Origin of the sequence: Rhodobium orientis, assembly GCF_003258835.1 — a bacterium.
Taxonomy (GTDB): Bacteria; Pseudomonadota; Alphaproteobacteria; order Rhizobiales; family Rhodobiaceae; genus Rhodobium; species Rhodobium orientis.
The window spans coordinates 1-23,055 of the sequence record NZ_NPEV01000025.1 but is presented as its reverse complement, the minus strand read 5'-3'; the positions used below and the strand labels follow the sequence as shown (position 1 = coordinate 23,055).

Sequence of the window (23,055 nt, the reverse complement as noted above, 5' to 3'; positions counted from 1 at the left end):
GATGGAAGCCTTCGTCAAGCCGGGCGAGAAGAACCGCCTGAAGGAGCGGCCCGAGCGGCCGGTCAAGCAAGAGCTGCAGCCGCGCGTGGTCAAAACGCCGGACGGGCAGGAAATCACCGTCGAGCCGCTGAAGGACTACTATTGCGAGGCGCCGCCGCGCGTCCATCCGCCGGCCTATGCCAAGATCGTCGAAGACCTCTTCAACTGGGCGCGGGCGGAATCGCTCTGGATCCTCGGCTTCGGCACCGGCTGCGGCGCCATCGAGATGCGGCCGCTGATGACGCCGCGCTTCGATGCCTATCGCTACGGCATCCAGTGGCGGCCGACGCCGCGCCAGGCCAACCTCTTCGTCATCTCCGGCTATCTCTCGGTGAAGACGCTGAAGCGGGCGATCCGCTCCTACGAGCAGATGCAGAACCCGAAATACGTCGTCGGGCTCGGCTCCTGCACCATCAATGGCGGCATGTACTGGGACAGCTACAACACCATCAAGCGGCTCGATCGCTACCTGCCGGTCGACCTTTACATCACCGGCTGCATGCCGCGACCGGAGGCCCTGCTCGCCGGCTTTTTGGAGCTGAAGAAGATCATCAAGGCCGGCAAGGGCGAGGGCGCCAACCGCTACGCGGAGAACTTCGACTGGTACAAGGCCAACCAGAAACAGGTGATCCACGACTGGGATATGCCGGACTATAGCTGGTAGCATGCGATGAAAGACCTTACCGACCGGCTGGGCACACTGTTTTCGCTCGGCGACATCACCGAAAAGCGCGACGACCTCGCCTTCGTCTCGGTTGCGCCGGATCTCCTTCGCGCCGTCATCACGCATTTGCGCGACGTGGAGGGCTTCACTCATCTGGTGTTGCTTACGGCCGTCGACTGGATCGAGGGCGGGCAGTTTCAGCTCACCTATCTGGTCCACAACCGCACAAGAGCCCGCGACATCGGCCTTCGCGTCTTCATCGACCGCGAGGAGGCGACGATGGCGGGCATCCACGACCTGTGGCCGACGGCGGCGACCTATCAGCGCGAGCTGAAGGAGATGTTCGGCATCGACTTTCCGGGCAGCCCGCGCATCGACGAGGAGTTCATCCTGGAAGGCTGGACCGACATCCCGCCCTACCGGCGCGACTTCGACACCAAGAAATACGCCGAGGAAACCTACTTCCACCGGCCGGGCCGGGAGACCTTCGATCCGGCGACGCACATGAAAGACAAACTCTACCCGGGCGAGGCCTCCTGAGATGGCGCTTTTCGAACTCGACCGCAGCCAGTATCCGGAGGCGAAGGCCGACGGCAGCCTCGACATCGATCTTGCCTCGGGCAAGTACCTGAAGCTCTGGCAGGGCCCGCAGCATCCCGGCATCACCGGCAACATGTCGGTGGAGTTGACCGTATGCGGCGACGAGGTCGTCGAGGGGCGGACCCATGTGGGCTATCTGCACCGCGGCTTTGAGAAGCTGATGGAGCGGCGCACCTTCATCCAGTGCTTCCCCATCGTCTGCCGCATCTGCGTGCCGGAGCCGGATTTCAACGAATATTGCTACGCCGCCGCGGTCGAGGAACTGGCCGGCCTGGAAGTTCCGGAACGGGCGCATTGGATCCGCACGCTCATTCTCGAGATGGGCCGCATCAACAGCTACATGATGTATCTCGGCGGCCAGGCGGGAAGCTTTGGCATGGGCGTCATCGGCCAGTGGGCGACCTATGTCCGCGACCTGATGCTCGACCGGTTCGAGGAGATGACCGGGGCGCGCATCTACCACATGTTCATCCTGCCCGGCGGCGTCCGCGACGGCCTGCCGGAAGGCTTTGCAGTACGAATGGAGGAAACGCTCAGGGAGGTCGAACGGGCCCTGAAAGACATCAACGATGTCATGTACTGCAATGCCGTCTTCAAGAAGCGCACGGTCGGGGTCGGAGTGATCACTCCGGAGATGATCGAGCCCTATGGCGTTACCGGCCCGAACGCCCGGGCTGCCGGTGTTGCCAAGGACGTGCGCAAGGACCAGCCCTATCTGGTCTACCCCGAGCTCGACTTCGAGCCGGTCACCGGATCAGTGTCCGATATCTACACCCGCGCCGATGTGCGCCGCCGGGACGTCCATGTCTCCATCGACCTGATCCGGCAGATCCTCCAAAAAATGCCGAAGGACGGGCCGGTGATGACCAGGCTCCCGAACGTTCTCAACTGGAAGATCCCTGAAGGCGAGACCTATATCCGCGGCGAGTGCTCGCGCGGCGAATACGGCTACTACCTCGTCACCGACGGCTCCGGCTATCCGCGCCGGGTCAATGTGCGCGGGCCGTCCTACACCCATGCCATGGCGCTGCTGGAAAAGCTCATCGTCAACGCCAACATTTCCGACGTCGCCGGGCTGATGGTGTCGCTGCACACCTATCCGCCGGAAATCGAGCGCTAGGGGAGGGCATCAAATGACCGTTCAGGACGTCCTTTCCCCCTTCACCGCCTGGAAGAACCTCTTTCGCGATCCGGTGACGGTGCGCGACCCGCTGACCGAGCGGCCGGGCGCGGCGCGCTATCGTGGCTTCCACAAGAACGATGTCGCGGAATGCATCGGCTGCGGCACCTGCGAGGCGATCTGCCAGAACGCGGCCATCGACATGGTGCCGGTGGACGGCATCGAGACCAAAGAAGGCGATTCCGGACTGCGCCCGCAGATCGACTACGGCCGCTGCTGCTGGTGCGCGCTCTGCGTCGATGTCTGCATGACCGGCTCGCTGACCATGTCGAACGAGTACACCTGGATCGACAGCGACCCGGACGCGTTCCGCTTCGTCCCGGGCGTGGACCACAAGTCCTGGGACGACGCCGAACTCGGCTATCACCGGCCGGACGGCCACCGGCTGACGCCGCCGGAGCGCATCGTCATGCGCGAGATGGACCCGGAGCGGCGCATCGGGAATTTCGAGGAGATCGTCGACGGCTACTCGGTCGAGGAAGCGCGGGCGGAGGCCGAGCGCTGCGTTGCTTGCGGGCTCTGCGTTGCCACCTGCCCGGCGCACATGTCGATCCCGGACTATATCGCCACCATCCGCGAGGGCGACTATGAGGCGGGGCTCAAGCTTCTCTACGAGACCAACCCGTTCAGCCAGGTCTGCGGTCGGGTCTGCACCCACAAATGCGAGACCGTCTGCGCCGTCCACCACGAGGGCGATCCCATCGCCATCCGCTGGCTGAAGCGGCACATCACCGACCAGGTCGACCGCGACCGCTACGTCGACATCATCGGCCGGCCGGCGGGCGAGACGGGCCACAAGGTGGCGGTCGTCGGCGCCGGTCCGGCGGGGCTCACCGCGGCCTTCGACCTTGCCCGCATGGGCCATGCGGTCACCGTCTTCGAGGCACGAAAGCATGCCGGCGGCATGACCCGCTACGGCATTCCGGAGTACCGGCTGCCCTATGACGCGCTCGACGCCGATGTCGACGTCATCCGGGCGATGGGTGTCGATATCAAGTGCGACACGCCCATCGGCGACAAGGTCACTATGACGGGGCTTGAGAAAGACTTCGACACGGTGCTGGTCGCCATCGGCCTCCATCTCGGCCGCTCGACCCGCATTCCGGGGTCCGACCATCCGAAGGTGGCAAAGGCCGTCGATCTCCTTCGCGCCATTACCGACGGCGAGACCATCGACGTGCCGAAGACCGCCGTCGTTATCGGCGGCGGCAACGTCGCCATGGACATCGCCCGCAGCCTCGCCCGGCTGCAGAAGCAGATCCATGGCGAAGTCGGCATGACGGTGACGGCGCTGGAAGATTTTTCGCATTTCCTCGCCGACCCGGAGGAGGTCAAGGAATCCTTTGAGGAGGGGATCGAGATCTTTGATGCCCGTGGTCCGCGCGAGGTGCTGGTCGACGAGGTGGGCAACGTCACGGGCCTGAAGACCTGGAAGGTCGTTTCCATCTTCGACGACAAGGGCCGCTTTGCGCCGACCTATGACGAGGGCGACGAGCGCATCCACGTAGGTACGATGGTGATCGAGGCCATCGGCCAGGCGGCGGATGTCGCTCTCCTCGGCGAGGCGTTGACCGAAAAGCTGGAATGGAACCGCGGCCGCATCACCGTCGATGCCGACGGGCGGACCTCCGAGCCGTGGCTGTGGGCCGCCGGCGACTGCGTCAACGGCCCGGACGTCGTCCACGCCGTTGCCGACGGCCACCGGGTGGCGGCGAGCATGGATGCGGTGTTGAAGGCAAAGGAGCTGTCGTGATGCCGGAAGGACGCGGCTACCAGCGGCTGAAGCCGCTCACCAACCTCCAGGACATTCTCGACGTTGCGACGGAGTTCGAGCGCACGGCGCGGGATTTCTACAAGGACCTGGTGCCGAAGGTCTCCAAGAACATCCGCTATCTGGTGGAGGAACTGGCCGAGGAGGAGCAGGAGCACTTCGACCTCTTTGCCGACCTCGCCAGACGCGACGACCTCGGCGATCTCGTCAGGCATGAAATCGAGCGGCCGGCGAGCGACCGCAAATTCTCCGACTGCGTGCACTTGCCCGACCTCGGCGAGAACCCCGACGACCAGGCGGTGCTGCAATATGCGTTAATGCGCGAGCACGCGGCGATGGAGCAGTACACGGCGCTTGCCGAACGGACGCCGCCGGGGCCGGTGCACGACCTCTTCCTGTTCCTTGCCAACGAAGAGACCAAGCACAAGAACGAGCTTGAGGCGATCTATTACGAGATCGTCCATAGCGGCGGGGTTTGAGCCGAAGCCTCAGATATCCCCGAGCGCATCGTGGAGGTCTTCGACCTCTTCCAGGTGCCGGCGCGCCTTGCCGCCCAGCGCTTCGCCGGCCTGGGTCACCAGATAATTCAACAGGCTGATGCCGGCGGCGTAGGAATCGAACATGCCGGCGCCGCGGTTCTGGCAGCGCAGGGTGATGTCGGCGGGCAGTTCGGTTCCCGCCGCGGTCTTGTCGGTTATCAGCACGGTCGGGATGCCGCGCGCCGATAGCAGCGCCAGGATGCCGGAGAGCATGCGCGGCCAGCGCCTGAACCCGACGACCAGCACCAGATCGTTTGTGCCGATGCCGGCCATGTCCTCGGCAAGGTCGAAGGCCTGGCTCGGCATCTGGCGGATGCCGCCGCGCACGTTGAGCAAGAGCCCGCGGGCATAGTGGGCGAGGGCGAAGCTGTTCCTGAAGCCGACGACCCAGACCGTCTCAGCCCTCACCAGCCGTTCCACGGCGGCGGCGATGTCGGCCTCGGAGAGGAAGGAGCGGGTGGCGCTCAGATTGTCGATATCGCGCTGGAAATGGTCGGCAAGGGCCGAGGCCGGTCGTGCATGCGCTTCCGGTTCCTGGCCTGCATGGCTGTCGTCATAGAGGGGCGAGCCCCAATGCGGCGTCTCGCGGGCCTCGATGCGGGCGGCCTCGTAGCTCTCGTAGCCGAGCCGGCGGAAGAACCGCGCCGCGGTCGCCTTGGAAACGTCGGCCATGCGGGCAAGCTCGGCCGCGGAATAGCTGGAGAAATTGCCGCGGCATTCCAGCACGGCGTCGGCGAGCCGCTTCTGGGTGTCCGGCAGCTCCGAATAGACGTCGAAGATGCGGTAGTCGATGCGCCGCGGCGGGCCGGCGTTTCCTGGACCATTTCCCGGAGCCCGTGAGGGGCTGTCTGAAACCATCGTTTCTTTTGCCTTTGACTCATGGAACGTCTGCGTCATACAGTGCCCAAACGATGAGCGCAATTTAATCTGTCTATAAATTGTGCACCAGCAGTCAATGCGCCGGGGGTAAAGCTTGTCGAGGATCGTCCGCGTCGCCGCCGCCCAGATGGGCCCGGTCTCCAGGAACGACGCAAAGCCGAAGACGGTCGCAAGGATGGTCGCGCTCATGCGCGAGGCCCACTCGCTCAAGGCCGACCTCGTTGTCTTTCCCGAGCTGGCGCTGACGGCCTTCTTCACCAAATGGTACATCGCCGACGAAGCGGAGCTGGAAGCCACCTATTTCGAGACGGAGATGCCGAGCGAGGTCACAAGGCCGCTGTTCGAGACGGCCGCTGAGCTCGGCATCGGCTTTCACCTCGGCTATGCGGAAATCGCCCATGAGGGCGGCAGGAAGCGGCGCTACAATACGGCGATCGTCGTCGATCGGACCGGCCGCATCGTCCACAAATACCGCAAGGTGCACCTGCCGGGCCACGAGGACTACCGGCCGGACTATCCGATCCAGGACCTTGAGAAGATGTATTTCGAGGTCGGCGACAAGGGGTTCCGCGCCTTCCGGCACGAGGGCGGCGTCTTCGGGGTCATCATCTGCAACGACCGGCGCTGGCCGGAATCCTACCGGGTGCTCGGCCTGCAGGGCGCGGAGATGATCCTTTGCGGCTACAACACCTGCGTCCACAATCCGATGGCGCCTGAGCACGACCACCTCGCCAACTTCCACAACCACCTGCCGATGCAGGCCGGCGCCTACCAGAACGGGACCTGGGTCGTCGGCGTCGCCAAGGCCGGCGTCGAGGACGACTGGGCGATGGTCGGCCAGAGCGCGATCATCTCGCCGACCGGCGAGATCGTCGCCATGTGCGCCACCGACGGCGACGAGATCGCCTTTTGCCGCTGCGACCTCGACCTGACGCGGCTGTCGAAGACCGCCGTCTTCGATTTTGCCCGCCACCGGCGACCCGAACACTATTCGCTGATCACGTCCACGGCCGGCACCGTCGCGCCTCCGGACCCGGAGCCGGTGCCTGCCAATGAGAACCGGCCGCTGACGAAGCCGGAATTTTGAGACCGGAGGACCGAACGGTCCTTCTTCGCCGAACGAACCACAGGAGAACCATCCGGATGCTGAAAAAACTTCTATCCCGCTCCCGTACCGCGCTCGCCGCGGCGGCCCTTTCCGCGACCATGATCGGCGGAGCCGCGGCCGCCGATATTGCGGTCGCCACCGACACCGCCTTCGTGCCGTTCGAGTTCAGCAAGGACGGCGAATATGTCGGCTTCGACATCGACATGATCGACGAGCTGACCAAGCGCATCGGCATCACCTACGAGCTGAAGCCGATGGACTTCAACGGCATCATCCCGGCGCTGCAGACCGGCAATATCGACATGGCGATCGCCGGCATGACCATCAAGGCGGAGCGTGAGAAGGCGATCGACTTCTCCCATCCCTACTACAACACCTCCGTCTTGATGATGGTGCGGTCGGAAACCGACGACATCAACGCGCCGGAAGACATGAAGGGCAAGATCGTCGCCGTTAAGACCGGCACCACCAGCGTCGACATCGCCAAGAAGTTCGGCGCCGGCGAGATCAAGCAGTTCCCGAACATCGACGGCGCCTATCTGGAGGTGCGCTCGGGCAATGCGGACGTCACCCTCTACGACGCGCCGAACATCCTCTACTACATCAAGACCGCCGGCGGCGACGCCATGAAGGCGGTTGGCCCGGAGATGGAAGCCCAGACCTACGGCATGGCGTTCCCGGCCGGCAGCGAGCTGCGCGAGAAGTTCAACATCGCCCTCCTGGAGATCATCGAGGACGGCACCTACGCCAAGATCTACAAGAAGTGGTTCGGCAAGGACCCTTCGTAATGTAACCTCAGCCGGCGGCGGACATGTTCGCCGCCGGCCTTTTCGGCCGCGCGTCCCGAAGGGTTGCGGCCCGAGGCCCCACCCCGATGCCCACCGGCCGGCCCGGCGCCTGCCTCCCCTAAGGCGCCCGTCCGGCCCGACGCCCATTTTCCGGCGAGGTGCTGATGGATTTCCAATTCGACGTCGTCGTCGACTCGATCCCCGTCCTGATGGAGGGGCTGGCGCTGACGCTGCAGATCACCTTCCTCGGGGTCGTCGGCGGCATCGCGCTCGGCGTGCTTGCCGGCCTGGCCCGGGTCTACGGCAATGTCCTCATCAACGGCATCGCCATGATCTATATCGAGGTCATCCGCGGCACGCCGCTGGTGGTCCAGGTCATGTTCATCTATTTCGCGCTGCCGCTGGCGACCGGCCTTCGGGTCGCGGCGCTCTATGCGGCGATCTTCGCGATCGTGCTCAACTCCGGCGCCTATATCGCGGAGATCGTGCGCGGCGCGGTGCTGTCCATCAACAAGGGGCTGATCGAGGCCGGCAAGGCGCTCGGCGTCAGCTCCTGGCAGAACATCGTCTATATCGTCGGCCCGCTGGCGTTCCGGCGCATGGTGCCGCCGCTCGGCAATCAGGTGATCATCAGCCTGAAGGACACCTCGCTGTTCATCGTCATCGGCGTCGGCGAACTGACCCGCCAGGGCCAGGAGATCATCGCCACCAATTTCCGGGCGCTGGAAGTGTGGACCTCCGTGGCGCTGATCTATCTCGCCGTCACCACCATCCTCGCCTATCTGCTGCGGCTGCTCGAAAGGCGGATCCGGATCCTATGACAGATACTGAGACGACCATTGAGGCCGCCGGCAACGGCGCGAAGATGAAGGGCCTGGTGCGCTTCCAGCACGTCGACAAGAATTTCGGCGAGGTGAAGGTCCTGAAAGACATCGAGCTGACCATCGACCAGGGCGAGGTGGTGGTCATCGTCGGCCCGTCCGGCTCCGGCAAGTCGACGCTGCTGCGCTGCATCAACGGGCTTGAGACGATCAGCGCCGGCCGGCTCATCATCGAGAACCAGTTCGACATGTCCGATCCGAAGACGGACCTGCGCAAGGTGCGGGTCGAGGCCGGCATGGTGTTCCAGCAGTTCAACCTGTTCCCGCATATGACGGCGCGCGAGAACGTTGCCTTCGGCGCCCGGCGCGCCCGCGGCAAGGCCAAGGACGAGGCGCTCGCCACGGCCGACGAGCTGCTCGCCCGGGTCGGGCTCGCCGACCGCGGCGGCCACTATCCGGACGAACTCTCCGGCGGCCAGCAGCAGCGCGTGGCGATTGCCCGGGCGCTCGCCGTCGGACCGAAACTGATGCTGTTCGACGAGCCGACCTCGGCGCTCGATCCGGAGCTGCGCGGCGAGGTGCTGGGCGTGATGCGGGCGCTGGCGCTGGAAGGCATGACGATGATCGTCGTCACCCACGAGATGGCGTTCGCCAACAGCGTCGGCACGCGGCTGATCTTCATGGACGACGGCCGTATCGCCCACGACGGCGATCCGGCGGAGATGTTCGCCAATCCGCCGTCCGACCGGTTCCGCGACTTCATGAAGGACGTCGCCTGAGCGGGCGTTCCCTGAGGCGGGCTAGATCTGCACGTTGTAGAGTGCGGAATCCTGCGGCGAGGCGGAGTGGATCAGCCGGTTGAGGCAGGACAGGTGGTCCTGGATCCCCTCCTGCTCTTCTCTGCTCAAGGCCGCGGCCTCCGGGTTGATGCCCTTCAGGTAGTGTTCCAGCAGCGAGGCCGCGGCGCTGATGCTGGAAAAGCCGAGCGATCCGCTGCTGCCCTTGATCTTGTGCGACAGGCCGATCGCTTCGGCGACGACCGGACCGGGACGGGCGTTCGGGGCATCTAGCCGGGCGAGGCACAGGCTGATGTCCTCAAGCTCGACCGTCAGCGTCAGGCAGTGACGGCTGATCAGTTCACGCAGTTCGTTCTGCATGGTCCGGGGCTCCTTGGTCTTTCAGTATCCGCATGTTCCAGATGTCCCTCAGTTCGCTGGACAGCGTCATCGGATCGAACGGCTTGGGGATGACGGAGAGAACACCGAGTTTCAGGAACGCGGCGATTTCGTGGCGCTGCGCCTTGGCCGTCATGAAGACGACCGGCACATCGGCCAGTTCCGGTATTTCGCGCAGCTTGGCGAGGGTTTCGGTGCCGTCCATGCCCGGCATCATGACGTCGAGCAGGATCAGGTCGGGACGGAAGTCGGGTGTCCTGCGCAGGGCGTCGAAGCCGTCGACGCAGACGTCGAGCTCGAAGCCGCCGATCTGCGTCAGGGCGAGTTCTGCGACGGCCCGGATGTCGGGCTCGTCCTCCACATAGGTGATGCGTTTCAGCTCGTCGCTCATCTCATTCCCCAGCCATGTGTTCGCCGACCCGTCGATCGGCGTCTGTTTCGGTCTCATCGAAGCCGTTCCGGGAGTGCAGCAGCGCGGCTATGCCCTCGCGGATCGCCGTCGTGGTCGCCTGCGACTTGACGAAGCTCTGGTCGATGTCCTCTCTGAGGAAGACCGGCAGGTCGCTGCCGGAGAACACCAGGACATGCGGCCGCTCCTCACCGATCGCCTCGATCATCGGCAGCAGTTCCTGGCCGTGCCCGTCGGGCAGTTCCAGGTCGAGAATGACGATGTCATAGCCGTTGATGAGAAGCTTCTGGCGCGCCTGGCGGATGCTGGACGCGAAATCCACCTGCGCCCGGTCGCCGATCACCGCCTCGATGATGCTGCGGTGATCTTCGTTGTCCTCGACATGGAGGATGCGCGGCGCCAGGTCGGAACGGGGATTGGCGGCGCGGCCGACGAACAGCTTCAACTGGGCGACGTCGATAGGCTTGGCCAGCCAGTCGACGTGATCCATCCGGTTCTCGGCGGTATCGCTCGCCGACCCGTCGGCGAAGGCCGACACGACAATGACCGGAAGGTTCCGCGTCTTGGAGTCGCGGCGCAGTTCCGACAACAGGTGCAGCCCGTTCTGGCCGGGCATCTCCAGGTCCAGGGTCATTGCGGCGAACCGGTGCTGTTGCAGCAGTTCCTTGGCCTCGGCCGCGTTGGCGCAGGTCTGGGTGCTGAAGCCCATGCGTTCCACGATCAGCTTGAGGAGGGCGCGCATGTCCGGCTCGTCTTCGCAGATCAGGATGCGCGCGGCGTCCTCGTTGCCGCCCGGTTGCGGCAGGCCCGCGATCGAGGGCGGCAGCGCCGGCAGGTCGAAATGGAATTCCGTTCCCTTGCCGGTCTCGGTGTCGTAGCCGATCGTGCCGCCATGGTCCTCGACGATCGCCTTGGCGATGGACAGGCCGAGGCCGCTGCCGCCGCGCTGGCGGTTGTCGGCGCTGTCGGCCTGGCAGAACTTGCCGAAGATCTTGCCGCGGAAATCGGCCGGAATGCCGGGCCCATCGTCGACGACGCTGACCCGGACCTGATCGCCGTCAACGGCGACCCGGACCTCCACCGTGCCGCCGGACGGGGAGTGCTTGACCGCATTCGACAACAGGTTGGTGAGGACCTGGGCGAGGCGGTCGCGGTCCGCCTGGACCTGGACCCAGGGTGCGCCGGGTTCGAGGCGGACGACGACGTTGAACTCCTCGCCATAGGAGCGGTTGGCCTCGATCGTGCGTTCCAGGAACGGGATCAGGTCGATCCGCTTGAAGTCGTAGGTGATCTTGCCGGCCTGGATCTTCTCGATGTCGAGCATGTCGTTGATCAGCCGCACCAGCCGGTCGCAATTGGCATGGGCAATGGAGATCATCGACTTGGCCTGCGGCGAGAGATCGCCGAGAACGTCGGCCTTCAACAGTCCGAGCGAGCCCTTGATCGAGGTCAGCGGCGTGCGCAGTTCGTGGCTGACGGTGGAGACGAACTCGTCCTTCAGGCGTTCGGAGCGGTAGCGTTCGGAAAGATCGGTGAGGATGCCGACGAAAAGCCTGCATCCGTCGCGCCGTACCTCACTGACGGCGAGGTGGATCGGAACGGTCCTGCCGTCGGCGTGCCTGGCCAGCACCTCGCGGCCGCTTGACATGATGTTCGGCTTGCTGCCTTTGCAATAGCGCTCCAGATGGCCGTCATGGGCCGCGCGGTCTTCGGCGGTCATCAGCATGGACACATTCGATCCAAGGAGCGTTTCGGAGGGATATCCGAAGAGTGTGGTCGTTGCCGGATTGGCGTCGACGATCCGTCCCTTCTCGTCGATGACGATGATCGGGCTGACGGCCGTCTCCAGGATGGCCTGGATGTTCTCCTGCTTTTCCGTCAGCATTTCCTCGCGAAAGCGCAGCGTCACCGCCATCTTGCGGAACGCGCGGCCGAGCTCGCCGACCTCGTCGGGCCTGTCCGTCGGAATGTCGATTTCTTCCAGGGCGTGGCCTTGAACGAGTTGCCCGGTGGCGCCGGTCAGGCGCTTCAGCGGCCGCACGATCAGGCTGGCGGCGAAGATCGCCAGCAATGCGCCAACAATGGCCAAGGCCCCGGAGATGGCGATCGTCTTGTTGCGGGAGGCGGCGTCCTCGGCAAAGACGCGCGAGACCGGCGTGAACGCGGCCATCATCAGGAACCGGTCCGGGTCCGAGGCGTCGAAATACACCTTGTGGAAGGCGGCGATGCTGTCGTTGAGGATGCCGGACACCTGGCCCGGCTTTTCCTGGCCGCCGCCGCCGACCGGATCGAACAGGGCGCCGACCTGCGGGATATCGTTCTGAAGCCGGTTCTGGCCACCGAAGTCGAAGGCGAAGGTCTTTTCCGCGTCGGGATGGACGAGGTAGTCGCCGCGCTCATTGGTGACGTAAAAGGTGCGCCCGGACGCGAAATTGGTCGGGAGTTTGGCCAGCACGGGGCGCATGTCGATATTGAGGACGATGAGGCCGAACGCGCGGCCGGTTTCATCATAGATCGGCGTTCCGACGCGCAGCACCGGCTTTTTCGGAATCTCGACCGCCCCATGCTCGCGGTTGAGGTCTATGCCGAAGAGACGCACCGAGCCGAGCGGCGCGTCAAAGGTTCCGGTGACGTAGTCCCTGTCACCCTTTTGCTGAAGCTTCTCGTCGGGGATCGCCACCACCTTCGGGCCGATCCGGTCGACCCGGACCAGTTCCCTGCCGTTATCGGCCAACTGGATGTAGCGGATCTGCAGGAGCTCGGGATTGCTGCGCGCCAGGGACAGGAAGATCTGCGTCAGGCGATCCTTCCAGGTTTCGATGCCGTCGCCGCTGAACGGATCGACGCCGTCAAATTTCGTGGCGCTGGCAATGCGCTGGATCGGCGGGGTGCCGGCCAGGACCAGCGCCTGCCGGCGGGCGGTCTCGACCAGGTTGAGAAGGTTCTGGGCGGCCTGCCTGAGCCCGAAGTCGAGCCGCTGGCGCTCGTGATCCTGCCAATAGGCGGCGTGCTGGCGATATTGCAGGACACCCACTGTCACCGCCGTGAATACCACCAGCGTGGCAGCGAACACGGCGACCTTCGTCGCAATTCCAGATAGCAGCGGAATGCGCCGGGGGGCGGGTGCCTTCATGGTGTTCTCCTCGTTTGACGCTCTGTCAATTCATTCACTCTAATCGGCATTGTTCTTCTTCGCAGTAAAAATGACTCAAATTGATATTATGATTAAGTCTTTAAATATATCTTACTTCTGATAGTTGCATTCTTACATGTTTTGTTTACCCAAAAATGGCATCTTATAGTTGTAAACAATTATATTGAACGGATACAAGGCATATGCGCATCCGTTTTATACATGGGCATAAGCGCTGCATGTCAGTTTGTCGCTGACGATTACGGTGCCGTGCAAGGGGTGATTGAGTTGGTAGAACAGTCTGGGGTGCTGACCGGGGGAGACGATCGACCGGAGCCGGCGACAGCGGCGAACGTTCTGATTGCAGAGGACAGTTCGATTACCCAGGACCTCCTTAAGCTGGTCCTGGAGCAACGCGGCCACCGCGTCACCATCGCCGGCGACGGAGCGGCCGCGCTCAAGGCCCTGCTGTCGGGCAGCTATGACGTTGCGTTGCTCGATTTCCATCTTCCGGAGATGAACGGCCTGGAAGTGGTCTCGCGGTTCCTCGACGAGGCGGGCGAGGCGCCGCATCCCCGGTTCGTCGCCATCACCGCAGACATCGAGGGTCTTCTGGCCCACCAGGCCAATTGCGAGCGCTTCGACGCGGTGGTGCCGAAGCCCGTTAATATCCAGGATATCTGCAAGGTCGTGGAGGGCGGCGGGTCGCTGTCCCCCTCCGCGGCGGGGCGGGACGGAGCCGGGGCCGCGCTGGCGCCGGAGGCGCCCCCGCCGGCGCCGCCGGCCGAGGACGACAGCTCGCCGATCTACGGTCTCGGCTACAATTTCCTTCGCTGGCCCGACGATTTCGGTGCCGGTCGGTTCGCCGCGCGCAGCCTTCAGGCGCGCCTCGGGGACCGGGAGTTCGATGCCGTCCTGGTGCGCGCCGCCGCGACGCCGGCCGACCTTGCTCCCCTCTGGCAGGCACAGGCGCTGCATCTGCTGCCGGTCATCGACATGGTCGGCACGCTTTCCGGCAAGGCCGACATCGACTGCTCCAAGCTGGGCCGCGACCGGCTCGACCTCGTGCGCGATCTCGTCGAGGGGTTCCACGACCGGCGCGCTTCGATGCATGCCGACCTGCGCCATACGGAGGACCCGGGCGAGCAATTGCTCGGCCGGATGTTCGTTGCCGACGCGCCGCTGACGCCGTCCTACGACGTCGGCTCGCCAATGCTGGTCGCCTACAATTGCACGATGGACCCGGTGCGGCTTACCGGGACCGCCCGCAAGCTGGTCGAGCGCGGCCTCCTGGCGGCGGCGTTCTTCGACCGCGTCCACGAATGCACGTCCTGCGGCTCGGCCCATTTCAACGTTCGCGAGGAGTGCCCCGAGTGCCGGTCGTCGAACCTTTCCGACGAGGCCTATCTGCACCACTACCGCTGCGCCTATCAGGGACCGGAGGCGGATTTCCGCCGCGGCGACGCGCTGGTCTGCCCGAAATGCCGGCGCGAACTGACCTCGTTCGGACGCGACTACGACAAGCCGGGAACGATGGTGGTCTGCGGCGGGTGCGGCCACACCACCTCCGAACCGTCGGTCGGGTTCGTCTGCCTTTCGTGCGGGGCCCATGCGGACGGCGATACGGTGCGCACGCGCGACGTCGAGAGCTTCCGCTTCACCGACCAGGCCAGCGGCTTCGTCGAAGCGGGCCGGGCGTTCCTCGGCTTTGCCCAGCAGACCCTGCGGTTCGCCGAACTGCCGCTGGAACTGGTCGTCGCGCTCAACGACGAGGCCAGGCGCTTCAACGAAGAGGGCACGCCGTTTGCGCTCCTCGACATTTCCTATCCCGCCCAGCGGGAGATCGAGCGCGAGCACGGGCCGCGGCGGTTCGCCGAGCTGCGTGGCCAGTTCCTTGAAAACCTGCGCCACGTGCTCGGGGCCGACGCCAGGGTGGTCAAGGGCCAGGCCTACGATTTCGCGCTCCTGCGGCAGACCGATCCGGATGCCGTGCGCGGTGAGGTGGAGGCCATCGTCGCCGGTGCCGGCGCACACCTGGCCGTCGATCCCCAGGCCGTCATCGTCGTCTTCGGGCCGGGGACCTGTCGTGATGATGGCAGTTCTTGCGGACGGGCTCGATTTTCTCAAGGCCCAGAGCTTCGGCTCCATCGTCAGCCTGTTCTGGTTCGTGCTGATTTTCGACGTGCCGCGCTATACGCTCTCCTTTGCCGCCGCTGTCCTGCGCCGCCGGCCGGTCGATATGGCGCCGGAACGGCTGCGCAGTCTCGGGCGCATCAGCGTCGTCATCGCCGGCAACAACGAGGCCGATGTGATCGAGGCCTGCGTGCGCGGTCTTTGGGAGCAGACCCTGCCGCCGGACGAGATCGTCGTCGTCAGCGACGGTTCGACCGACGCCATGACCGCGCGGTTGAGGGACCTGAAGCGCGAGGGGCTGATCCAGCGTGCCCACGGGACGGCGCTGCGGGCCGGCAAGGCAGCGGCGATCAACCTCGCCGAACGGCTGTGTTCCGGCGACATCGTCGTCAATGTCGACTGCGACTGCCTGTTCGATCGCCACGCGTTGCAGCGCATCGTGCAGCCGTTTGCCGATCCGGGCGTCGGCACCGTGTGCGGCAACATCCTGGTGTCCAACCATTCAAAGAGCCTCGTCGCCGGGTTCCAGGCGATCGAGTATCTGATCAGCATTTCGCTCGGCAAGGCCGCACTCGACCTCGTCGGCCAGGTGAGCTGCGCCTCCGGCGCGTTCTCCGCCTTCCGCCGCAGCGCGCTGCGCGCCGTCGGCGGGCTCGATGCCGGGGGCGGCGAAGACCTCGACGTGACGCTGCGGCTGCGCCGGGCCGGCTGGGCGACGACCTTTGCCGCCGACGCGATCTGCTACACGGCCGTGCCGGACACGCTGTCGACGCTGACCCACCAGCGCTTCCGCTGGGAGCGGGACGCGGTGCGCCTGCGCTATCGCAAGCACTCCGACGTCCTCAATCCGTTCGCCGCCGGCTTTCGTCCGGTGGAACTGGTGCATCAGTTCGAGTTCCTGTTCTTCAACGTCATCGGGGCCGCCGCGCTGCCGTTCTACGTCGTCTGGCTGTTCGCCACCTATGGCGACCTGGCGCCGGCGATCCTGCTCGCCGCCCAGGCCGGGCTGTTTGTGGTCGATACGGTGGTTTTCCTGATGGCGGCCCATGCGACGCCGCAGGCGAACGGGCTTGCCCTGATGCCGCTGGTGCCCGGCTACAGCCTCTTCAACGGGGTCGTGATGCGGATGATCCGGCTCGCCGCCTATCTCCAGGAATGGGTCGTCGATGCCTCTTATTTCGACCCCTATGTGCCGGATAAAGTCCACAAGGTTCGGGAGTAACGCCATGCGCAGTCTGAAAAAACGCCCGCGCGCCGACACCATCGCCAACCAGGAGCGCAAGGGGCGGGTCCGTCCGGGCCGGCACATCTATTTCGCCCTCTTGGCGATCTTTGCGATCGCGGCGACGAATTACGTCTGGGGCGATCTCGTCATGCTGCGCGGCGGCGGGCTGGTGCTGCGCGACAAGACGGTGATCGCCGCCACCTTCGTCGCCCGTGTCGCGGAGGTGGATGTCACCGAGGGGCAAACGGTCGGCGAGGGCGACACGCTGATGCGGATCGAGTCGACCGAAGTGCTGGAGCGGCTGGCCGACCTGTCGATCCGCCAGGCCGAGCTCGCCCAGCAGGCGGCGACCTTCCGGCTCCGGTCCGAGGTCGCCAGCCAGCTCCTGCCGCTGGCGGCGCGGCGCGAGACGGAAACCGGCAAGGTGCTCGTCCGCTTCGACGCCATGTCGGATCGCGGCCTGCTGACCTCGACGCGCTACGAGGAAGCCTTGCGGGCCAATTTCGACGCCCGCCAGGACCGGGTGAAGCTGGCGACGGAAACCGAGACCCTGTCGGAGCAGATATCGGCGCTGGAGGACGCCAGGGCCGATGCCGCAAGGGCCGTTGCCGACCTCATGTCCCACTATGCCGCGGGCGTCATCCGGGCGCCGGCCGGCGGCACCGTCGGCGCACGCGTTCCCTCCCTCGGCAGCGTCTTTCGCGCCGGCGATCCGATCCTGTCGGTCTATTCCGGCGAGGCCTATGTGCTGACCTACCTGCCGCGGCGCTACCTGCTGCCGATCGAGACGGGCATGGAGGTCACCGTGTCGAGCGGACGTCACACGAGCGACGGCGTCATTACCGACATCCTGCCGGTCTCCGATGCCCTGCCGCGCGAGTTCCAGAACACCTTCAAGCCGCGCGACCGCAACCAGCTCGCGCGCATCCGGCTCACCGATCCGGGCATCTTTCCGGTTTACGAAAAGGTCGAGATCCGACGCAAATCCTACCTGCCGTGGCCGGTTTCGAAGCAAAAGGCCCGCCAGCCGCAGGAAGAGATCTGGACAGGGGCCGAGGACGGCGCGCCGGCCGCAATCGGCGACGCGGAGCGACGCCATGCCGTGGCGGCGGGCCGGCCGGAGTAACGTGCGGCGCGGGGCTCCTGCCATTCGTCGCATGTTGCAGTCATTGACCTAACCCTTGCCCTTGCGCTCGATCTGCGCCTGGGCGGCGAGGAAATCGCGCAGCCGACCGCGCACCGCATCGGCTTCTCCGGGCGGCCACTTGCGAAACCCCTCGCCGGTCTTCATGCCGAGACGGCCCTTGGCCACCAGGGCGCGCAGATAGGGGTGCGGCTCGGGTGTCGTGTCCAGCGCCGGCATGATCGTCTCGTGGATCGCCTCGGTGAGGTCGAGGCCGACGAGATCGGACTGCTCCATGGGTCCGAGCACCGCCATGCGCCGGCCGAAGCCGAGCCTGACCACCTCGTCGAGGGTTTCGGCATCGCAGACGCCGCTGGCAACGAGCGCGATCGCCTCGCGCTTCAGGGCATGCTGGAGGCGGTTGCCGATGAAGCCGGGCACGTCCTTTTTCACGTGAACCGGGCTGCGTCCGGCCGCGCGCAGGATATCCATGGTGCGTTCCACGGCCGCACCGTTCTCCGGCCCGATCTGAACCACCTCCACCAGCGGAACGAGATGGGGCGGGTTCCAGAAATGGGTGCCGACGACCCGCTGCTTTCGGGCCACGCGGTCCGCGATGATGCGGATCGGGATCGACGAGGTGTTGGAGGCAAGGATGGCGTCGTCGGGCGCCGCACGCTCCAATTCGACAAAGAGCGCCTGCTTGAGGCCGACATTTTCCGCCGCCGCCTCGACGACGAGGTCGGCGCCGGCGGCGGCCTCGGCAAGGCTTGTGACGGCCGTCACCCGTGCGGCGATCGTCTCGTCGGTGCCGAACAGATCGGCGATGGCGGCGAGCCGGTCCGGCAGGCTTTGAAGGGCGTCTTCGCTGCGGTCATAGACGCGGACGGCGTGGCCCGCATCGGCAAGAATCCAGGCAATGCCATGGCCCATAAGGCCGGCGCCGATTACCGCCGTCGTCAATTTCTCCGTCATCCGTTTTTCCTCCGCGCGGTCGCTTTCCGGGCAGTTGAGCCGGCCGGCGCGGGAATGGGAAGAGGCTGTTGAGGAGAAAACGTCCAAGCCGGCGGGGTTCTGCGCCGTCGCTCGGCGGGTCGCGGGGCGTGGCGAAATGCACTCCGCGCCGGCCGTCCGACGCGAAACCTGTTGCTTTTCGACGCAAACTGTGGTCATTGACGGCAACGCTGCCGCGCGTAGACGACCAACAGGTTGAACGCGGGGGCGTGCTTCTGAGCAGCCGTCGTAGAAGATCGTTGCCATGAAAAGGTGCCGCAAGGCGCGAAAGCCAGCGACTGAACTACGCAAGTCCGCTCATAGAAACTAGATCGTGCCGCGTGACGGGCGAGAGGCCTTGGTCCGCCGGACGATGAACGAAAGTCTTCCTTTGACAACTTTTTCCGATCTCGGCCTTGCCGAGCCTTTCCTTCGTGCCGTCGAGGCCGAGGGCTATACCGATCCGACCCCTATCCAGTCGAAAGTCATTCCCGAAATTCTCAACGGCCGCGACGTTCTGGGCATCGCCCAGACCGGCACCGGCAAGACCGCGAGCTTCGTGCTGCCGCTCTTACACGCGATCGCAGGCGACAAGCGCCGCGCCGACAAGAAGAGCTGCCGGGCGCTGATCCTGGTGCCGACGCGCGAACTCGCCGCCCAGGTCGCCGACAGCGTGCGCACCTACGGGCGCTTCGCCCGGGTCACCTCCACGGTGATCGTCGGCGGCGTCAAGCCGGGCCCGCAGATCCGCGCGCTGTCCAATGGCGTCGACATCGTGATCGCAACGCCGGGCCGGCTTGAGGATCATCTTTCAGGCCGCGCCATCCGCCTCGACGCCACCGAGGCCGTCGTCCTCGACGAGGCCGACCAGATGCTCGACCTCGGCTTCATGCCGGCCGTTCGCCGCATCCTCGGCAAGCTGCCCCGGGAGCGCCAGACCGTGCTCCTGTCGGCGACCATGCCGAAGCAGATCCGCGGCCTCGCCAGCGACTTCCTGAACCGTCCGGCGGAAATTTCCGTTGCCCCGACGGCGCGGCCGATCGAGCGCATCGACCAGTCGGTGATGCACATGGCCAAGGCCGCAAAGCGCGGCGCGCTGGTCGACCTTCTGGCCGGTGCCGAGGTGGAGCGGGCGATCGTCTTCACCCGCACCAAGCGCGGCGCCGACCGGGTCAGCAAGCATCTGCTCGATGCCGGCCTGTCCGCCGCGGCGATCCATGGCGACAAGAGCCAGGGCCAGCGCCAGCAGGCGCTGAAGGCGTTCCGCAACGACCGGGTGCGCATTCTCGTCGCCACCGACATCGCGGCGCGCGGCATCGACGTCGACGACGTCTCCCATGTCATCAATTTCGAGCTGCCGAACGTGCCGGAGGCCTATGTGCACCGGATCGGGCGGACGGCGCGTGCCGGCAAGAGCGGCATTGCGGTGTCGCTGTGCGATCCGGACGAGCGCGGGCTGCTGCGCGACATCGAGCGGTTGATCGGACGCGCGATCGGCGCTGAGGGCGATGCCCCGCCGGCCGAGCGGCGCGACCGCAAGCCGAAGCGCGCGTCGGAGGCCCGTTCCGCCGACCCGCTGTCTGGCGACAAACCGCCGCGGCGGCGCAGGCGCGCCCGCAACGGCAAGTCTTCGGCCAAGGGCCAGGCGGTGCCGCAATCGCGGCGCTTCGCCAAGTCCGGTCCGGAAAGCGCCGGCGACGGGCTTTCCCGCATGCTCGGCAATATCGGTTCGCGGTCGGATGCCGGTGCATCCGCTTCCACGAATACCTGACAACACGCGGTGCGGCGTCCGGCTTCGGGCGCCGCATCCGACCAATCGGATGGGGCGCGCCGGCAAACGGCGGTTTGTCGTCGGGCCCGCATCTCGAACATAAAAAACCAGCATCCCCTGTCACGTCTTAAGAGGAGATTTCGAAATGCAGACGGGTTCGGTCAAATGGTTCAACGCCACCAAGGGTTACGGTTTCATCCAGCCGGATGATGGCGGCAACGACGTCTTCGTGCATATCAGCGCGGTGGAACGTGCCGGCATGTCGACCCTGAACGAGGGCCAGAAGATCAGCTATGAGATCGAGGTTGATCAGCGCCGTGGCAAGTCCTCGGCCGTCAATCTGCAGGCTCAGTAAGCGGCGTTCTGGCGCCGTGCCGGGTGCGCCCGGCATCACGATTTGAAACGGCGGGGCGGCCAACGCTCCGCCGTTTCTCTTTGCCGGGGAGAGGGCTATTTCGCCGGTTTGAAGAGCCAGCCCTTCAGGAGCGCGGTGACGCGGGGCATGACCAGATAGGTCATCAGCAGCACCTGAAGCACGACGATGGCGAGCACCCGGACCCAGAACGGGCCGCCGGACAGCCACTCACCGACGGTGAGCTGCAGCGGATAGACCAGCACGAAGACGACGGCGATCAGCACCAGCGCCATCTTCCACTGCGGCGCCTTGGCGGCGGCGGGAACGTCCGGCAGGTCGAACCAGAACTCCAGGCCGGTGACCTTCTTCATCCTGGCCTCGCCGGCGGTGATGTCGGCGAGCCGTTCCAGCCAGCGGGCGCGCTCCTCCGATTCTTCCCAGGCCCGGCCGTGCTCGTAGGTGTCGAAGCGGTAGATCAGCACGTATTCGTGGTTGGTCCGGGCAGATGGTCGCAGGACGTTGAGGCCGAGGTGGCCGGGAAAGGATGAAGCGGCGGCGGAGATGCCCTTGATCCACTCCTCATAGGCGGCCTCCCTTCCGGGCAGGACCTTGCGGGCGACGCTGACGGTGACGGGCTCTTGCGGTTCCGGTTCGCTCATGACACTTGCCTCTATCCGCGAATTCCGCCGTTCCGGGTGGCATGGACGCCGCCCCGGCAAGCACGGTGGTCGCATTCGCGGTCCGGTTTCAAACTCGGTCTTCGATAGCATGAAATATCGTTTTTATCAAAAAATAACGTGAATATACACTTCATTTAAACGTTTCTAGAATATCTGAGAATCGTTGCGGATTACGTTTTTCTGGATCATATTACCAATCCTGAACTCCTAGTCGCTGGTTGAAATCGTCCCATGCCTGTTGCCGAACCGCCGCTCTACGACCTTGCCACCGCCGCCAAGAACGGCGGTGCGAAGACCATGATCGAAGCCGTCTTCTCGCGGCTGCGCGAAGATATCCTGAGCGGGCGGCACCAGCCCGGCGAGCGCCTGCGGGTGGAGCAGCTCCGCAAGGAGTTCGGCGTCGGGGCGAGCACGATCCGCGAGGCGCTGTCGCGGCTGATGTCGGAATCGCTGGTGACGACGGAGGGCCAGCGCGGCTTCCGCGTCTCCGCCGTGTCGCTGCAGGATTTCCGGGACATTGCCGAGATGCGCAAGATCCTGGAGACGATCGCCCTTCGAAGCTCGATCGAGCACGGCGACGACGACTGGGAGGCGGGGATCGTCGCCGCCTACCACCGACTCTCCAAGGTCGAGGAGCGGCTCGCCGACAAGCCGGACGACGTCGCCTCGGAATGGGGCGACCTCAACCAGGCCTTCCACGATGCGCTGATCTCGGCCTGCGGCAACCGCTGGCTCCTGAATTTTCGCAAGATCCTGCACGACCAGTCGAACCGCTATCTGCGCCTGTCGCTGGTCGACACCACGGCGCCGCGCAACGTCCACGCCGAGCACGAGGCGATCTTCAAGGCAGTGATGGCGCGCAAGCCCGACGAGGCCTCCGAACTGGTCGGCACCCACATCGACCGCACCGTGGGCGTCATCGCCAAGCAGTTCGAGGGCCGGCCGGAGGCAGCGGAGTAGGGGCGAGCGCCGCCCTCAGATATTCCTCAGCCGAGCCTCGCGCAGATGATCGCGCAGGAAATCCAGGCGGTCGTTGCCCCAGAAGATGGCGTCCCCGGTGATGAAGGTGGGGACGCCGAAGACGCCGCGTTCCTTGGCTTCCGCCGCGTTTTTCTCAAGCATCGCGAGGTTGTCCGCGTCCTCGCTGGCGGTGATGACGGCCTCGGGGTCCATGCCGATGCGCCGTGCCACGTCGCGCAGCACGTCGGGATCGCCGATGTCCTGTCCCTCCGCCCATTCGATCCGCATCACCTCCACCACATAGTCGCGGAGCCTGCCTTCCTTTTCAGCCAGCAGGCTGGCGGCGCCGGCCCGCGTCGGGTCGGTGGTGATCGGCGGCGGGGTGTAGGGGATGCCGAGTTTCTTGGCCCAGCGGCCGACGTCCTGGCGGACCAGGGGGATCTTGACCTTGGCGCGGTCGGGATCGGACCGGCCGTTCCAGCCGCCGAGGGGCTTCCAGCGCAGCGTGACGCGGTAATCCTCGAAGATGTCCCAGACCGACTTGGTCACCAGATAGCAGTAGGGGCTGCGGAAGTTGAAGAAGAACAGGAGGTCCGCCGGTTCGCTCATCGGCTCAGGCTTTCGTTTCTTGGGGCAGGCGACCGGGTCGCCATCGTCTCGAAAAACTCCGCCGACTATCTGGAGATGCTTTACGGCATCTGGTGGGCCG

At 65.3% G+C, this 23,055-nt stretch carries 21 protein-coding genes and 1 pseudogene; 15 read left to right on the top strand and 7 right to left on the bottom strand.

The genetic code is table 11. The features are described 5' to 3' along the window. Nucleotide 1 precedes the first annotated feature (1 nt). Genes CH339_RS12440 through CH339_RS12420 form a run of 5 tightly spaced genes read left to right on the top strand, consistent with a single transcriptional unit; the run spans nt 2 to nt 4,733 of the window. Nucleotides 2-703 (top strand): NuoB/complex I 20 kDa subunit family protein, encoded by a 702-nt coding sequence (locus tag CH339_RS12440; protein WP_111434680.1) that lies wholly within the window; start codon nt 2-4, stop codon nt 701-703. Between the two features lie 6 nt (nt 704-709). Continuing rightward, complete coding sequence (locus tag CH339_RS12435) at nt 710-1,243, top strand: NADH-quinone oxidoreductase subunit C (protein ID WP_111434679.1); 534 nt, start codon at nt 710-712, stop codon at nt 1,241-1,243. Between the two features lies 1 nt (nt 1,244). After that, nucleotides 1,245-2,423 (top strand): NADH-quinone oxidoreductase subunit D, encoded by a 1,179-nt coding sequence (locus CH339_RS12430; RefSeq protein ID WP_111434678.1) that lies wholly within the window; start codon nt 1,245-1,247, stop codon nt 2,421-2,423. 13 nt (nt 2,424-2,436) lie between these two features. Next, the gene (locus CH339_RS12425) at nt 2,437-4,236 is read left to right on the top strand and encodes an FAD-dependent oxidoreductase (RefSeq protein WP_111434677.1); all 1,800 of its coding nucleotides are present in this window, start codon (nt 2,437-2,439) and stop codon (nt 4,234-4,236) included. Next, nucleotides 4,236-4,733 (top strand): ferritin family protein, encoded by a 498-nt coding sequence (locus CH339_RS12420; protein ID WP_111434676.1) that lies wholly within the window; start codon nt 4,236-4,238, stop codon nt 4,731-4,733. Before CH339_RS12425 ends, CH339_RS12420 begins: the two co-directional genes overlap by 1 nt. A 9-nt stretch (nt 4,734-4,742) precedes the next feature. On the opposite strand, the gene CH339_RS12415 is transcribed toward CH339_RS12420, so the two are convergent. Further along, entirely contained in the window at nt 4,743-5,651 is a 909-nt protein-coding gene (locus tag CH339_RS12415) for a MurR/RpiR family transcriptional regulator (protein WP_170138510.1), read from the bottom strand. A 115-nt stretch (nt 5,652-5,766) separates the two neighbouring features. On the opposite strand from CH339_RS12415, the gene CH339_RS12410 reads away from it, so the two are divergent. The 4 genes from CH339_RS12410 (at nt 5,767) to glnQ (ending at nt 9,168) form a co-directional block, all read left to right on the top strand. Then, the gene (locus CH339_RS12410) at nt 5,767-6,759 is read left to right on the top strand and encodes an N-carbamoyl-D-amino-acid hydrolase (RefSeq protein WP_111434674.1); all 993 of its coding nucleotides are present in this window, start codon (nt 5,767-5,769) and stop codon (nt 6,757-6,759) included. 56 nt (nt 6,760-6,815) lie between these two features. Further along, nucleotides 6,816-7,568 (top strand): glutamine ABC transporter substrate-binding protein GlnH, encoded by a 753-nt coding sequence (glnH, locus tag CH339_RS12405; protein WP_111434673.1) that lies wholly within the window; start codon nt 6,816-6,818, stop codon nt 7,566-7,568. Nucleotides 7,569-7,732: 164 nt separating this feature from the next. Continuing rightward, the gene (glnP, locus tag CH339_RS12400; protein WP_111434672.1) at nt 7,733-8,389 is read left to right on the top strand and encodes a glutamine ABC transporter permease GlnP; all 657 of its coding nucleotides are present in this window, start codon (nt 7,733-7,735) and stop codon (nt 8,387-8,389) included. After that, nucleotides 8,386-9,168: a glutamine ABC transporter ATP-binding protein GlnQ gene (gene glnQ, locus CH339_RS12395; RefSeq protein WP_276329880.1), complete on the top strand. Its 783-nt coding sequence runs from the start codon at nt 8,386-8,388 to the stop codon at nt 9,166-9,168. The genes glnP and glnQ overlap by 4 nt, the downstream gene beginning before the upstream one ends. 21 nt (nt 9,169-9,189) lie before the next feature. Here the strand turns inward: glnQ and CH339_RS12390 are convergent, their stop codons facing one another. From CH339_RS12390 to CH339_RS12380, 3 genes are read right to left on the bottom strand one after another with little or no spacing between them, the layout of a single operon-like run. Further along, nucleotides 9,190-9,546 carry an Hpt domain-containing protein gene (locus CH339_RS12390; RefSeq protein WP_111434671.1) on the bottom strand — a complete coding sequence of 119 codons (357 nt, stop codon included), beginning with the start codon at nt 9,544-9,546 and terminating at the stop codon, nt 9,190-9,192. Continuing rightward, nucleotides 9,527-9,955 carry a response regulator gene (locus CH339_RS12385; protein WP_111434670.1) on the bottom strand — a complete coding sequence of 143 codons (429 nt, stop codon included), beginning with the start codon at nt 9,953-9,955 and terminating at the stop codon, nt 9,527-9,529. Before CH339_RS12385 ends, CH339_RS12390 begins: the two co-directional genes overlap by 20 nt. 1 nt (nt 9,956) lies before the next feature. Beyond that, the gene (locus CH339_RS12380; protein WP_111434669.1) at nt 9,957-13,106 is read right to left on the bottom strand and encodes an ATP-binding protein; all 3,150 of its coding nucleotides are present in this window, start codon (nt 13,104-13,106) and stop codon (nt 9,957-9,959) included. Nucleotides 13,107-13,328: 222 nt separating this feature from the next. Here CH339_RS12380 and CH339_RS25405 point away from each other — a divergent pair. The 3 genes and pseudogenes from CH339_RS25405 to CH339_RS12365 form a co-directional block, all read left to right on the top strand. Then, nucleotides 13,329-14,702 (top strand): annotated as a pseudogene (locus CH339_RS25405) (TackOD1 domain-containing metal-binding protein); the annotation flags it as partial. A gap of 493 nt (nt 14,703-15,195) precedes the next feature. Next, a complete protein-coding gene (locus CH339_RS12370; RefSeq protein ID WP_245408145.1) occupies nt 15,196-16,461 on the top strand; it encodes a glycosyltransferase family 2 protein in 1,266 nt (421 codons plus the stop codon). A 4-nt stretch (nt 16,462-16,465) separates the two neighbouring features. Continuing rightward, complete coding sequence (locus tag CH339_RS12365) at nt 16,466-17,590, top strand: HlyD family secretion protein (RefSeq protein WP_170138509.1); 1,125 nt, start codon at nt 16,466-16,468, stop codon at nt 17,588-17,590. A gap of 48 nt (nt 17,591-17,638) precedes the next feature. Here the strand turns inward: CH339_RS12365 and CH339_RS12360 are convergent, their stop codons facing one another. Then, the gene (locus CH339_RS12360; protein ID WP_111434722.1) at nt 17,639-18,562 is read right to left on the bottom strand and encodes a 3-hydroxyacyl-CoA dehydrogenase family protein; all 924 of its coding nucleotides are present in this window, start codon (nt 18,560-18,562) and stop codon (nt 17,639-17,641) included. A gap of 409 nt (nt 18,563-18,971) precedes the next feature. Here CH339_RS12360 and CH339_RS12355 point away from each other — a divergent pair, with 409 nt between their 5' ends. Together CH339_RS12355 and CH339_RS12350 are read left to right on the top strand one after the other, a co-directional pair. After that, the gene (locus tag CH339_RS12355; protein WP_111434721.1) at nt 18,972-20,351 is read left to right on the top strand and encodes a DEAD/DEAH box helicase; all 1,380 of its coding nucleotides are present in this window, start codon (nt 18,972-18,974) and stop codon (nt 20,349-20,351) included. Between the two features lie 145 nt (nt 20,352-20,496). Continuing rightward, on the top strand, nt 20,497-20,706 hold the full coding sequence (locus CH339_RS12350; RefSeq protein ID WP_111434667.1) for a cold-shock protein: 210 nt from the start codon (nt 20,497-20,499) through the stop codon (nt 20,704-20,706). Between the two features lie 95 nt (nt 20,707-20,801). On the opposite strand, the gene CH339_RS12345 is transcribed toward CH339_RS12350, so the two are convergent. Further along, nucleotides 20,802-21,365: an antibiotic biosynthesis monooxygenase gene (locus CH339_RS12345; RefSeq protein ID WP_111434666.1), complete on the bottom strand. Its 564-nt coding sequence runs from the start codon at nt 21,363-21,365 to the stop codon at nt 20,802-20,804. 252 nt (nt 21,366-21,617) lie between these two features. Here CH339_RS12345 and CH339_RS12340 point away from each other — a divergent pair, with 252 nt between their 5' ends. After that, entirely contained in the window at nt 21,618-22,346 is a 729-nt protein-coding gene (locus tag CH339_RS12340) for a GntR family transcriptional regulator (protein ID WP_111434665.1), read from the top strand. A gap of 15 nt (nt 22,347-22,361) precedes the next feature. Here CH339_RS12340 and CH339_RS12335 read toward each other — a convergent pair whose 3' ends face one another. Further along, a complete protein-coding gene (locus CH339_RS12335) occupies nt 22,362-22,955 on the bottom strand; it encodes a 2-hydroxychromene-2-carboxylate isomerase (protein ID WP_111434664.1) in 594 nt (197 codons plus the stop codon). Between the last annotated feature and the right edge of the window lie 100 nt (nt 22,956-23,055).

Excerpts from the sequence above, each read along its gene's own strand:
- CH339_RS12440 (WP_111434680.1), top strand. The coding sequence starts at position 2 with ATGGAAGCCTTCGTCAAGCCGGGCGAGAAGAACCGCCTGAAGGAGCGG.
- CH339_RS12435 (WP_111434679.1), top strand. The coding sequence starts at position 710 with ATGAAAGACCTTACCGACCGGCTGGGCACACTGTTTTCGCTCGGCGAC.
- CH339_RS12430 (WP_111434678.1), top strand. The coding sequence starts at position 1,245 with ATGGCGCTTTTCGAACTCGACCGCAGCCAGTATCCGGAGGCGAAGGCC.
- CH339_RS12425 (WP_111434677.1), top strand. The coding sequence starts at position 2,437 with ATGACCGTTCAGGACGTCCTTTCCCCCTTCACCGCCTGGAAGAACCTC.
- CH339_RS12420 (WP_111434676.1), top strand. The coding sequence starts at position 4,236 with ATGCCGGAAGGACGCGGCTACCAGCGGCTGAAGCCGCTCACCAACCTC.
- CH339_RS12415 (WP_170138510.1), bottom strand. The coding sequence starts at position 5,651 with ATGGTTTCAGACAGCCCCTCACGGGCTCCGGGAAATGGTCCAGGAAAC.
- glnH (WP_111434673.1), top strand. The coding sequence starts at position 6,816 with ATGCTGAAAAAACTTCTATCCCGCTCCCGTACCGCGCTCGCCGCGGCG.
- glnP (WP_111434672.1), top strand. The coding sequence starts at position 7,733 with ATGGATTTCCAATTCGACGTCGTCGTCGACTCGATCCCCGTCCTGATG.
- glnQ (WP_276329880.1), top strand. The coding sequence starts at position 8,386 with ATGACAGATACTGAGACGACCATTGAGGCCGCCGGCAACGGCGCGAAG.
- CH339_RS12390 (WP_111434671.1), bottom strand. The coding sequence starts at position 9,546 with ATGCAGAACGAACTGCGTGAACTGATCAGCCGTCACTGCCTGACGCTG.
- CH339_RS12385 (WP_111434670.1), bottom strand. The coding sequence starts at position 9,955 with ATGAGCGACGAGCTGAAACGCATCACCTATGTGGAGGACGAGCCCGAC.
- CH339_RS12380 (WP_111434669.1), bottom strand. The coding sequence starts at position 13,106 with ATGAAGGCACCCGCCCCCCGGCGCATTCCGCTGCTATCTGGAATTGCG.
- CH339_RS12370 (WP_245408145.1), top strand. The coding sequence starts at position 15,196 with ATGATGGCAGTTCTTGCGGACGGGCTCGATTTTCTCAAGGCCCAGAGC.
- CH339_RS12365 (WP_170138509.1), top strand. The coding sequence starts at position 16,466 with ATGCGCAGTCTGAAAAAACGCCCGCGCGCCGACACCATCGCCAACCAG.
- CH339_RS12360 (WP_111434722.1), bottom strand. The coding sequence starts at position 18,562 with ATGACGGAGAAATTGACGACGGCGGTAATCGGCGCCGGCCTTATGGGC.
- CH339_RS12350 (WP_111434667.1), top strand. The coding sequence starts at position 20,497 with ATGCAGACGGGTTCGGTCAAATGGTTCAACGCCACCAAGGGTTACGGT.
- CH339_RS12345 (WP_111434666.1), bottom strand. The coding sequence starts at position 21,365 with ATGAGCGAACCGGAACCGCAAGAGCCCGTCACCGTCAGCGTCGCCCGC.
- CH339_RS12340 (WP_111434665.1), top strand. The coding sequence starts at position 21,618 with ATGCCTGTTGCCGAACCGCCGCTCTACGACCTTGCCACCGCCGCCAAG.
- CH339_RS12335 (WP_111434664.1), bottom strand. The coding sequence starts at position 22,955 with ATGAGCGAACCGGCGGACCTCCTGTTCTTCTTCAACTTCCGCAGCCCC.